Source organism: Azoarcus sp. TTM-91, assembly GCF_012911025.1.
In the GTDB taxonomy this organism is placed as follows: domain Bacteria; phylum Pseudomonadota; class Gammaproteobacteria; order Burkholderiales; family Rhodocyclaceae; genus Azoarcus.
The window spans coordinates 1-11750 of sequence record NZ_WUEI01000130.1 but is presented as its reverse complement, the minus strand read 5'-3'; the positions used below and the strand labels follow the sequence as shown (position 1 = coordinate 11750).

General features: G+C 69.5%; 11 protein-coding genes. 7 read left to right on the top strand and 4 right to left on the bottom strand.

What is annotated here, in order from left to right:
* The 5 genes from GRF61_RS21165 to GRF61_RS21145 form a co-directional block, all read left to right on the top strand.
* Window positions 1-1534 (top strand): phage tail sheath subtilisin-like domain-containing protein (locus GRF61_RS21165; RefSeq protein WP_169152606.1); only part of this gene is annotated, 1534 nt, incomplete at its 5' end.
* A gap of 73 nt (window positions 1535-1607) precedes the next feature.
* Entirely contained in the window at window positions 1608-2369 is a 762-nt protein-coding gene (xth, locus tag GRF61_RS21160; RefSeq protein ID WP_169152605.1) for an exodeoxyribonuclease III, read from the top strand.
* A 16-nt stretch (window positions 2370-2385) separates the two neighbouring features.
* Window positions 2386-3105 carry an alpha/beta hydrolase gene (locus GRF61_RS21155; RefSeq protein ID WP_169152604.1) on the top strand — a complete coding sequence of 240 codons (720 nt, stop codon included), beginning with the start codon at window positions 2386-2388 and terminating at the stop codon, window positions 3103-3105.
* Complete coding sequence (locus GRF61_RS21150) at window positions 3102-3761, top strand: Crp/Fnr family transcriptional regulator (RefSeq protein ID WP_169152603.1); 660 nt, start codon at window positions 3102-3104, stop codon at window positions 3759-3761. The genes GRF61_RS21155 and GRF61_RS21150 overlap by 4 nt, the downstream gene beginning before the upstream one ends.
* 175 nt (window positions 3762-3936) lie before the next feature.
* A complete protein-coding gene (locus GRF61_RS21145; RefSeq protein WP_169152602.1) occupies window positions 3937-4128 on the top strand; it encodes a DUF2892 domain-containing protein in 192 nt (63 codons plus the stop codon).
* Between the two features lie 44 nt (window positions 4129-4172).
* Here GRF61_RS21145 and rsmA read toward each other — a convergent pair whose 3' ends face one another.
* Genes rsmA through GRF61_RS21125 form a run of 4 tightly spaced genes read right to left on the bottom strand, consistent with a single transcriptional unit; the run spans window position 4173 to window position 9861 of the window.
* Window positions 4173-4970, bottom strand: a complete 798-nt coding sequence (rsmA, locus tag GRF61_RS21140) for a 16S rRNA (adenine(1518)-N(6)/adenine(1519)-N(6))-dimethyltransferase RsmA (protein ID WP_169152601.1) — start codon at window positions 4968-4970, stop codon at window positions 4173-4175.
* A gap of 11 nt (window positions 4971-4981) precedes the next feature.
* On the bottom strand, window positions 4982-5977 hold the full coding sequence (pdxA, locus tag GRF61_RS21135) for a 4-hydroxythreonine-4-phosphate dehydrogenase PdxA (protein WP_169152600.1): 996 nt from the start codon (window positions 5975-5977) through the stop codon (window positions 4982-4984).
* Window positions 5974-7293, bottom strand: coding sequence for a peptidylprolyl isomerase (locus GRF61_RS21130; protein WP_169152599.1), 1320 nt, complete (start codon window positions 7291-7293; stop codon window positions 5974-5976). Before GRF61_RS21130 ends, pdxA begins: the two co-directional genes overlap by 4 nt.
* A gap of 42 nt (window positions 7294-7335) precedes the next feature.
* Window positions 7336-9861, bottom strand: a complete 2526-nt coding sequence (locus GRF61_RS21125; protein ID WP_248281378.1) for an LPS-assembly protein LptD — start codon at window positions 9859-9861, stop codon at window positions 7336-7338.
* A gap of 122 nt (window positions 9862-9983) precedes the next feature.
* Between GRF61_RS21125 and GRF61_RS21120 the strand changes: the two genes are divergently transcribed.
* Both GRF61_RS21120 and murU read left to right on the top strand, forming a co-directional pair.
* Complete coding sequence (locus GRF61_RS21120) at window positions 9984-11003, top strand: phosphotransferase (protein ID WP_169152597.1); 1020 nt, start codon at window positions 9984-9986, stop codon at window positions 11001-11003.
* Between the two features lie 2 nt (window positions 11004-11005).
* Window positions 11006-11722: an N-acetylmuramate alpha-1-phosphate uridylyltransferase MurU gene (murU, locus tag GRF61_RS21115; RefSeq protein WP_169152596.1), complete on the top strand. Its 717-nt coding sequence runs from the start codon at window positions 11006-11008 to the stop codon at window positions 11720-11722.
* Window positions 11723-11750 lie beyond the last annotated feature (28 nt).

Genomic DNA, 11750 nt, shown 5'->3' with positions numbered 1-11750 from the left:
CATCGAAGAAATCCCCGCCGCGCTATCGCCCCCGCCAGGCGGCGCGACCACCACCCTCGCCGCCTTCATCGGCGCCGCCCGCCGCGGGCCGGTCAATACCCCGCTGAAGGTCGGCAGCGCTCATGACTACGAGCTCCACTTCGGCAGCCCGCGCGCCGAGGACACCCTGGGCCACGCGGTGCAACACTACTTCCGCAATGGCGGCCGCGAAGCCTGCATCGTCCGCGTTTTCAATGGCGATCCAGCCGCCTGCACCGCCACGCTCGCGCTGCCCGCCGGCGACGGCCAACTGACGCTGGAAGCCGCCAGCCCCGGCAGCTGGGGCCGGCACCTGCGCGCCACGGTGGACCACATGACCGGCGGCGCGGCGGACGAACCCTACTTCAACCTCACCCTGGAAGAACTGGGCGCAGGCGGTAACGCCATAAACACCGAGGTGTTCCGCGACCTGTGCTGCAACCCGGACAGCCCGCGCTTCATCGACGCCGCCCTTGCCCGCAGCTCCCGCCTGGCGCGGGTGCGGCACGGCCTGCCGGCAGGCACGCGCCCCGATCCGGCAGCGGTCGCCATCCTGGACGGACAAGGCCAACCCACCAGCGCGGCGACACCCGGCAGCGACGGCGCCCCGGTGGGCGACGCAGAGCTCGTGGGTGAGCGCCATGCCGGCACCGGACTCCACGCACTGGAAGGCATCCCCTTCAAGCTGCTCTGCCTGCCGCCGCCGCAGCGGGACACCGAGGTGGCGCCGGCAAGCTGGGCCGAGGCCGCCGCCTACTGCCAGCAGCGCCGGGCGATGCTGATGATGGACGCCCCCGCGCACTGGAGCACCCCGCCGCTGGGCGCGGAACTGCGCGCGCTGCGGGAACGCATCGGCCTTACCGCGGCAGCCAACGTCGCCCTTTACTTTCCGCGCCTGCTGTTCGCCGACCCGCTGGCCGGCAACCGCGCCGCCGCCTTCGCCCCCTGCGGCGCCATCGCCGGCGTCATCGTCCGCAACGATGCCGAACGCGGTGTGTGGAAAGCCCCCTCCGGCGAGTCGGCCCAACTGCTCGGCGCCCTGGACGGCGCGCAGCGCCTGGACGACGCCCAGCAGCGTCAACTCAACCAGCAGGGCCTCAACTGCCTGCGCAGCCTCCCTGGCCGCGGCTGGGTGGTGTGGGGAGCACGCACCCTGGCCGGCGCCGACGAGCTCGGCTCCGAGTGGAAGTACATCTCGGTGCGCCGGCTGGCGCTCTTCATCGAACAAGGTTTGGAGGAAGCCCTCGCCTGGGCGGCATTCGAGCCCAATGGCGAAGTACTGTGGGCCCGGCTGCGGCGGGAAGCCGGCTGCTTCATGCTGGCCCTGATGCGCCAGGGCGCCTTCCAGGGCGGCAAGCCGGAAGAAGCTTTCTTCGTCCATTGCGGGCGGGAAAGCACCAGCCCGGCCGAACTCGTCGAAGGACGCATCGTCCTGCAACTCGGCTTCGCACCGATCAGGCCGGCGGAGTTCATCCTCCTCCGCCTGCGTCTGCCGACGGCGGACCTCGCCGCGTGAAGGCGGCCTCCGGCTTGGCCTCGCCCCCAAGCCTCGGTACCATCCACCGCCATTCGAATACGCCCCTGCCCCAATGAAAATCGCCACCTGGAATGTGAACTCGCTGAAGGTCCGCCTTCCCCATGTGCTCGACTGGCTCGCCGCCAACCAGCCGGATGCGCTGTGCCTGCAGGAGCTGAAGATGGAGGACAAGGTCTTCCCGCTGACCGAGTTGCAGGCGGCGGGCTACCACGCGGTATACAACGGCCAGAAGACCTACAACGGCGTTGCCATCCTCAGCCGCTCCGAGCCCACCGAGGTGCTGCGCGACATCCCCGGCTTCTCCGACGAGCAGAAGCGCATCATCGCCGCCACGGTGGACGGCGTGCGGGTGATATGCGGCTACTTTCCCAATGGCCAGGCGGTGGGTTCGGAGAAGTTCGCCTACAAGCTGCGCTGGCTGAGCGCGCTGACCGAATGGCTGCGCGAGGAAATGCGTCAGCACGAACGGCTGGTGCTGGGCGGCGACTTCAACGTCGCGCCCGAAGACCGCGACGCCCACCCGGACTGGAAGGACGAGATCCACGTCTCCGAGCCGGAGCGTGCCGCCTTTGCCGCCCTCCTCGGCCTCGGCCTGGTCGACACCTTCCGCCTGTTCGAGCAGCCGGAGCGCAGCTACTCCTGGTGGGACTACCGCCTGTTCGCCTTCCGCCGCAACTTCGGCCTGCGCATCGACCATCTGCTGGTCTCGCCGGCCTTGACCGCCGCCTGCCGCAGCTGCGTGGTGGACAAAACACCGCGCGCCCTGGAACGCCCCTCCGACCACGCCCCGGTGGTGCTGGAGCTGGCGCTCTGAAACGGCACCCCGCGCCATGAAGCGGCCGGGCATCGTGCTCGCCCACGGCAAGTGGGACAAACCGCCCTATGCCATCGGCGCGCTGGCGGACGCACTGCGCGCCGCCGGCCACCCGGTGCTGACGCCGGAACTCCCCTGGTCGCTGGCCCGCCTGTACGACGCCTCCTTCCACGACGCACTGCAGATCCTGGACGCCGCCACGCAGGCCCTGCGCCGGCAGGGCTGCGGCCAGGTGGTGCTCGGCGGCCACAGCATGGGCGCCAACGCCGCCCTCGCCTGCGCCCGCCGTCATGCATCGGCCGACGGCCTGCTGGTGCTCGGCCCTGGCCACTTCCCGGACTGGTTGCACCAACAGGGCATCAGTACCGATTCCCTCGCCCGTGCCGCCCACGCCGTCGCCAGCGGCGAACAGGAACGCCTCACCCTGACCGACGTCTTCCAGGGCCGCCCGCGGCCAGTGCGTATCCCGCCTGCACACTACCTTGAGTATTTCGCCCCGGATGGCCCGGCGGTGATGCCGGACAACTGCCGCCATCTCGAGCCGCTGCCACTGCTGTGGGCGGTCGGCCGCGCCGACGCCCACTTCGACCTCGGGCGCGGCTACGCCTACGCGCTGGCGCCGGCGCACCCCGCCAGCGCGTACCACGAGCTGGAGGCAGACCACATCGGCACGCCGCAGGCGGCCACCGCGCTGGTACTGGCCTGGCTGCAGCGCACTTTCCCGGAGCCGACATGAACGACGTCGCCACCTTGCTGACACGCTACCCCGCCATCGCGGCGCTGGCCGAAACCGACCGCGAGCGCCTGCTGGCGCCGGCCCGATGGATGGCAGTTCCCGCCGGTAGCGTGCTGTTCGACGAACGCCAGGGCTGCGAGGGCTTTCCTTTCCTGCTCGAAGGCTCGGTACGGGTGAGCAAGCGCTCGCCCAGCGGCCGCGAGCTGCCGCTCTACCGCATCATCGCCGGCGAGACCTGCATCCTCTCCGCCTCCTGCCTGCTCGGCCGGGCGGACTACAACGCCCGCGGCGTGGCCGAGACGCCGCTGCGGCTGATGCTGTTGCCGGCACCGGTCTTCGACCAGCTCCTCACCGTGGCCGCCTTCCGCGATTTTGTCTTCCACCTGTTCGCCGAGCGCATCGCCGACCTGATGCAGCTGGTGGAGGAAGTCGCCTTCCGCCGCCTGGACCAGCGCCTGGCCGCTGTTCTGCTGGGCAAGGGCCGGGTGCTGCATGTGACCCATCAGCAGCTGGCGGACGAACTGGGCAGCGTGCGGGAGATGGTCAGCCGCCTGCTCAAAGGCTTCGCCGACCAAGGGCTGCTGAAGCTGTCGCGGGAACAGGTGGAGATCCTCGACCCGGCGGGCCTGCGGGCATTGGCCGGCGGGGCGGGCTGAAGCTTTCCTGGCGCATCCAGGCCGGCAGCGGGGGCAGCACCAACCACGAACGGGCCGGATGCCGGCGATTGCCGGCGTGCCACGGCGCCCGGCCCTGTGTAACCCAGGTCACAGACCCGCCCCTCCTCCGGCTGGTGCAATCGCAAGCATTTGCCAACGACCGAAGGAGAAAACCATGAAAGCCAATGTCGGCGGAATCGACCGGATGCTGCGCATCCTGGTGGGCCTCGGACTGATCGCCTGGGCCCTGCTGGGCGGACCGCTGTGGGCCTGGATAGGCGTGGTGCCGCTGGCCACCGGCCTGGCCAGTCGCTGCCCGCTCTATCCCTTGCTGGGGCTCAGCACCTGCGCGGCGAAGAAGCCCTGAGACACCCGGCGAGCGCAGCGGCAGCGCCAGCGGAGGCGCCAGGTTCAGGCCGCCGTACCGGCCCGTGCCCCCTTGGCGGCGACATGGTTGGCGATGGCGACGAACTCCGCCATCGCCAGGCGCTCGCCGCGCAGGCCGGCGTCCAGGCCGAGGGCCTCGAAATCCGCTTCGTCGAGAAAGTCGCGCAAGGTATTGCGCAGGGTCTTGCGGCGCTGGCCGAAGGCGGCGGTGACGATGCGGCCGAGCAGCACCTCATCCGTCGCCGTCAGTTGCTCCACCGGCAGCGGCACCATGCGCACGATGCTGGACATCACCTTGGGCGCCGGCCGGAAAGCGCCCGGCGGCACGTCGAACAGCCGGCCCATGCGGAAGCGGTACTGCAGCATCACCGACAGGCGGCCGTATTCCTCGGTGCCGGGCTCGGCCACCATGCGCATCACCACTTCCTTCTGCAGCATGAAGGTCATGTCCTTCACCCCTTCGGCGAATTCCGCCAGGTGGAAGAGGATGGGGGTGGAGATGTTGTAGGGCAGGTTGCCGACGATGCGCAGCGGCGCGCCCAGGCTGCCGAAGTCGAACTTCAGCGCGTCGCCCTCATGCACCGTGAGCCGCTCCGGCGTGTAGTTCTCATGCAGGCGGGCGATGAGGTCGCGGTCGATCTCGACCACATGCAGATGGCCCAGGCGCTCGACCAGCGGCGCGGTCATCGCACCCAGGCCGGGGCCGATCTCCACCATGAGTTCGCCGGCCTGCGGTCGGATGCCGTCGATGATGCGGCGGATGATGTTGGGATCGGACAGGAAATTCTGGCCGAAGCGCTTGCGCGCACGATGCTCTTCCATCGATGGATTCCTCAGGCGCGGCGGGCCGCAGCCATGGTGACCGCCAGCTCGTAGGCGGCGAACAGGCTGCCGGCGTCGGCGCGGCCCGTGCCGGCCAGGTCCAGCGCGGTGCCATGGTCGACCGAGGTGCGGATCACCGGCAGGCCGAGGGTGACGTTCACTCCGCCGCCGAAGCTGGCGTGCTTGAGCACCGGCAGCCCCTGGTCGTGGTACATCGCCAGCACGGCGTCGCCCTGCTCCAGGGTGTGCGGCACGAACAGGGTGTCGGCCGGCAGCGGGCCGGTGAGGCGCATGCCGTGCTCGCGCAGGCTCGCCAGCACCGGAGCGATGACGTCTATCTCTTCCCGTCCCATGTGGCCGCCCTCGCCCGCATGCGGATTCAGGCCGGCGACCAGGATGCGGGGCGAATCCAGGCCGAAGCGATTGCTCAGGTCGGCATGCAGGATGCGCAGGGTTTCTTCCAGCAGCGGCTGGGTGATGGCGGCAGGCACCGCGGCCAGCGGCAGGTGGGTGGTGGCGAGGGCGACGCGCATGCCACCGCCGACCAGCATCATGACGACCAGCGGGGTGCCGGTCTTGGCGGCCAAGTACTCGGTGTGGCCGGAAAAAGGCACGCCGGCTTCGCAGATCACGCCCTTGTGCACCGGCGCGGTGACCATGCCGGCGAATTCGCCGTAAGTACAGCCGGCCAGCGCGCGGTCCAGCAGCTCCAGCACATAGGCAGCGTTGGCGGCCGCCAGCATGCCGGGCTGCGAGGACGCCGCCAGCGGCACGTGCAGCACGTCGAGCACACCGCGTTCAGGTGCGAGGGCCGGGTCGTACTCCCGCAGCTGAACCGCCACGCCGATGAGGCGGGCGCGCTCGGCCAGCAACCCGGCATCCCCCAGCACCACCGGCCGCAGCGGCCAGTCGCGCTCGACCAGGCGCAGGCACAACTCCGGCCCGACGCCTGCCGGCTCTCCGCTGGTGACGGCGAGCACGCCGGGCTGCGGGGCGGTCACGCTCACTCCTGTTCCAGGCGGTATTCGACGTAGGTGCTGTCACGCAGCTGGCGGACCCAGTCTTCGTAGGCGTCTTCGGATTTGCGCTCGCGCAGGATGGAGCGCGCGGCATTGCGCTTGCGCTCGTCGGTGACGTCCTGCATGCGTCGCTCCACCACCTGGATCAGGTGCCAGCCGAAGGGGGAATGCACCGGCGGGCTGACTTCGCCCGGTTTCAGCGCGTTCATCGCGCGCTCGAACTCCGGCACGGTATCACCCGGGTTGACCCAGCCGAGGTCGCCGCCCTTGGCGGCAGAGAGGTCGGCGGAGTTGGCTTTGGCCAGTTCGCCGAAGTCTGCGCCGTTCACCACGCGCTCGCGCAGGCCCAGCAGGCGGGACTCGGCTTCAGCGTCGGACACCACCTCGGAGGTCTTGATCAGGATGTGGCGGGCGTGGGTCTGCTCCAGCTGCTGCGGCCCCGCCGCCGAGCCGCCGCGGGACTCCACCAGCTTGACGATGTGCAGGCCGGCGGCGCTGCGCATCACCGGCGAGACCTGGCCAGGCTGCAGGCTGCGCACCGCGTCGGCAAACAGCGCCGGCAGGCGGTCGCGCTCGCGCCAGCCGAGGTCGCCGCCGCTGAGTCCGTCCGGCGCATCCGAGGTTTCGGCGGCGACGCGGGCGAAGTCCTCGCCCGAGCGCAGCCGCGCCATCACCGTCTCGGCGCGCTGGCGCAGGCGGGCGATCTGCTCCGGCGAGGCGCCTTCCGGCGCGCGCAGCAGGATGTGGGCAACGTGGTACTCGACGCCGGAGAAGGCGTCCGGATTGTTGGTGAGGAAGTTGTCCACCTCGGCGTCGGTCACCACTACCTTGCTGTCCACTTCGCGCTCGCGCAGGCGGGTGAGCAGGATCTCGGTGCGGATCTCGTCGCGGAAACGGCTCCAGGACACACCATCACGCTCCAGCGCCGCACGCATCTCCTGCGGTGACAGGCGGTTGTTCTCGGCGATGCGGGCGATGGCACGCTCCAGCATGCCGTCGTCCACCCGCAGCGAGGTCTCGCGGGCGAGCTGCAGCTGGGCGCGCTCGACGATCAGGCGTTCCAGGATCTGGCGCTGCAGCACGTCCTGCGGCGGCAGCTGGTTGCCCTGCCGGCTGAACTGGCGAACGATCTGGTCGACCCGGGCGCGCAATTCCTGGGAGGTGATGACTTCGTTGTTCACCACCGCGATGATGCGGTCCACCTCGACCGGGCGCACCGACGCAGCGGAAACCGGCTGGGCCAGGGCTACGCAGGAAAGGCCGGCGACGATCAGCGACCGGAGGAGAAACAGGGATCGATTCATGATGCCTCGGGAACGGATGGGGCGGAGAAGTGCAGGAAAAACTCAGTCGAAACCGAACACCCGGTTGGCAACCGGGTCGTTGATCGTGCCATAGCCCGGCACGCTACGCTTGATCAGGCTTACCGGACTGGTGCCGATGCTGGCCAGATCGTTCAGTTCGAGCTGGATGAAGAAGGCCTGGGTGGTGTCTTCGGAGTTGGTGGCGAAGCGGTGCGCCGCGACGCGGAACACCCAGCAGCCGCCATCGTACTCCAGGCCGGCAATGGCCTCGGTCAGGCGGTCGTCCTTCAGCGAGTGGGTCAGCCGGCTGACGCCGTACCAGCCGCCGCCCAGCGGCCACTGGCCGGAGACGTCGACATCGCGCAGGATGTCGCGGGCGTAGCGGTAGCTGAGGTTGAGCGCCTTGGCGAAGTCCGGCTGGTAGCGGTAGACGACGTTGAAGCGCTCGGTCCAGTTGTCCCGCGGGTTGTACTGGATCAGCGAATCCAGCGAGTTCTCGCGGTTGAAGTGGCCGCTGAAGCCGGCCAGGATGTCGGCGCGCCGGCCGGTGCGCGGCTCTTCGACCACGCTGCCGCCCAGCTGGTTGATGGTGACGCGCTGGTCTTCGAAGTAGTAGCGCTGGCCGATCAGCGCGCGCAGGCGCTCCCCACCGGTGGTGGGGTCGATCAGCCGGGTGGTGACGGCGGCGGTGATCTGGTTGGCGTCGGCGATGCGGTCGCCACCGGTGTAAAGGTTCTCGGAAAAGATCTGCGCGAAGCCGAAGTCGAAGCGGCTGGTGTCGAAGATCGGAATGTCGTCCTGCCGGCGGTAGGGCACGTTCAGGTAGTAGAGGCGCGGCTCCAGGGTCTGCACATAGTCGCTGCCGAACAGATTGACGTCGCGCTCGAAGGTCATGCCGGCATCCACCGAGTAGATGGGCACGGTACGGGTGATGGAATCGCGCCCGCCGGGCAGGCCGCGGTCCAGGTCGTACTGGGTCTGGTGCACGCCCACCTTGGGCGTGATGTAGTAACCCGCCCGCTGGATGGGCAGCGACAGCGAGGGATAGGCGATGACACGCGTCCCCTCCGGCATGCCTTCGTCCGGGTGGGCGAACTTGACGTACTCGCTCTGGAAGGTGGCCGCCAGCCCGCCGATGAGATCCGGCCGGTTGGCGTTCAGCATAAGCTGCGGCAGGCGGCGGTAGGGCGTGGTGTAGGTGACGTCCGGGTCGGCATTCAGGGTCTGGTAGCTCTGCACTAGCGCCGAGGCCGACCACCAGTCGCCGCCGACGTACATCAGGCGGCCTTCCCGCACCAGGTTGACCTTGGAGGCAACCGAGATGCGGGTGCTGAGGTCCTCGAAGTACTCGTCGTCCGACACCCCGTTGACGTCGAAGGAGGCATACAGCTGCGGCGTGATCCACTGCTGGTGCTGCCAGGAACCCAGGCTGCGCTCTTCGCCGCTGACATTGTCGCGCGGCAGCCATTCCACCCGCGCCTCGCCCTTGTAGGTCTCGCCGAGGTAGCGCCCTTCGATCGCCAGCTGCAGGCCGCGGCGGCTCATGTAGCGCGGCGCGATGGTGGCGTCGTAGTTGGGCGCGATGTTCCAGTAATAAGGAACCGACAGGTCCAGGCCGGTCTTGTTCGAAGTACCGAAGGTGGGCGCCAGCAGGCCGGACTGGCGCTGGCCGACGAGCGGGAACTCAGCCCAGGGCGTCCACAGCAGCGGCACGTCCTTGAACACCACGGTGCCGCTGCGGGCGGTGCCGATTTCGCGGTCGTAGTCGAGTTGCAGGTCGCGCGCCTTGATGTACCAGTCGGGATCGTCCGGCGTGCAGGTGGACCAAGTGGCGTTCTCCAGCCGGTAGTGGTTCTCGCCCTCGAAATACATCACGTCCGCCTGGCCGCTGCCGGACACAACTCGCGGCGGCTCGCCTTCGACCAGCGCGGGGCGCTCGCGAGTGATGCGATAGACCGGCGACTGGAACTCGCCCACCTGCTCGCCGACGACCAGCTGCGCGGACGGGCCGGTGACCTTGTTCTGGCCCTCGCGCAGGCGCACGTTGCCGTCGGCCAGGGCTTCATCGGTGGGCTCGCGGTAAGTGAGCTTGTCGGCGCTCAGCACCATTTCGCCACGCTGCAGTTCGGCGTCGCCATCGGCGACCAGCTCCACCGCGCGGGTACCGCTGATGCGCAGGGCGCGGATCTCGGTGCCGCCGGGGGCTGGCGTCGCGGCGCTGGGCTGGGCTGCCGGCGCGGCAACCGGCGCCCGGGTCTGCTCGGGACGCACCACCTGCCCGCTGGCACCGGCGGAGGGTTTCGGCTGCACCGGCACCACGACGGCCGTGCCTTCGTCGCCGGCGGGCCGCACCGGGCGGACCTCCGCAGCGGAAGCGGCAGACGAGGCCGGCGCAGCGGTGGCGGAGCCCTGCTGTTGCGCCGGCTTGTCGGCCGCCTGGGCGGCGGCAGGCGTGGCGGCCTTGTCGCGGGAACCGCGGACCAAGTCGGGAGAAACGACCAGGGGAGACATGCCCGCGGCGAAAGCCGTCCCCGACATCCAGCACAACAGCAGCGGAATCAACCGCATCCGCGTCTTCAAGCCCATGTCTGGCAAAGCGTTCCCCGTCGTCCCGAAGATGGCCGGATGCGCGCGCAGCGGCCGTGTTGATAAACTCGCGGATTCTACACGAACGTACGCGGAGAACCCGCTTGCAGCGACTCGAACAACTCCACGCCTGGCTGGAGAAAACCCTGCCCGGCCGCGCCTTCGAACTCACGCCGGCGTCGGCCGACGCCAGCTTCCGCCGCTACTTCCGCGCCCGCTTCGCCGACGGCTCGCCCAGCCTGGTGGCGATGGACGCGCCGCCCGAACGCGAGGACTGCGGCCCCTGGCTGCAAGTGGCGGCCCTGTTCCGCGATGCCGGCGTGCATGTGCCGGACGTGCTCGCCGAGGACCGCGCCCAGGGCTTCCTGCTGCTCTCCGACCTCGGCAGCACCACCTACCTCTCAGCGCTGCGCGGCACCCACGCCGATCCGCAGGCGGCGGCCCATCTCTATGCCGATGCCCTGGGCTCGCTGGCCGCCATCCAGGCCGCCAGCCGGCCGGGCGCGCTGCCCGAGTATTCCCGCGAACTGCTGCTGCGCGAGCTGATGCTCTTCCCGGAGTGGTACATCGCCCGCCACAAGGGCGTGGCGCTGAACGACAAGGAGAAGGCCATGCTGCACCAGGCCTTCGAGCGCATCCTGGCGGTGAACCTGGGTGAGCCCAAGGTCTTCGTCCATCGCGACTACCACTCGCGCAACCTGATGCTGATCCCGGAAGGCCGCAACCCGGGCGTGATCGACTTCCAGGACGCGGTCTACGGCCCGCTCACCTACGATCTCGCCTCGCTGTTCAAGGACGCCTACATCCGCTGGGACGAAGCCTTCGTCCTCGACATGCTGGCCCGCTACTGGGAAACCGCCCGCAGCCTCGGCCTGCCGGTACGCGAGGCCTTCGATGACTTCCACCGCGACTTCGAATGGATGGGCGTGCAGCGCCACATCAAGGTGCTCGGCATCTTCGCCCGCCTCTACCACCGCGACGGCAAGGACGGCTACCTGGCCGACATGCCGCTGGTGATGGACTACCTGCGCCGCGCCTGCGCCCGCTACCGCGACCTCGGCCCGCTGCTCAAGCTGCTCGACAAGCTGGACCCGGAACCCGTCACCGTCGGCTATACCTTCTGACCATGAAGGCAATGATCCTTGCCGCCGGCCGCGGCGAACGCATGCGCCCGCTGACCGACGACTGCCCCAAGCCGTTGCTGGCCGTCGGCGGCAAGCCGCTGATCGTGTGGCAGATCGAAGCACTGGCCCGCGCCGGCCTGCGCGACATCGTCATCAACCACGCCTGGCAGGGCGGAAAGATAGAAGCCGCCCTTGGCGACGGCGCCCGCTTCGGCGTCCGGCTACACTACTCCGCCGAAGCGGAGGCGCTGGAAACCGCCGGCGGCATCGCCCAGGCCCTGCCACTGCTCACCGCCGGCGACAGCAGCGTCTTCCTCGTCGTCTCCGGCGACATCTACAGCGACTACGATTACCGCAAGCTGCTGCCGCTGGCCGCCGGCATGGTGGATGCCCCGGAGCCGCTGATGCATCTCGTCATGGTGCCCAACCCGGCCTTCCATCCCGCTGGCGACTTCGCCCTGGACGACGCCGGCTGGCTGCACGCCGATGGCGCGCACACGCTCACCTTCGGCAACATCGGCCTTTACGACAGCCGCAGCTTCGCCGAGCTCGCCCCTGGCACCAAGGCCGCCATGGGCCCGCTCTACCGCCGCGCCATCGCCGCCGGCCTGGCCACTGGCGAGCGCTTCGACGGCACCTGGGAAAACGTCGGCACGCCTGCCCAGCTGCGGGCCCTGGACCAGCGCCTGCGCGCCGGGGACCTCGCCGGCGTGGCGTGACATAATCCGCCCATGAACGCCCCGACCC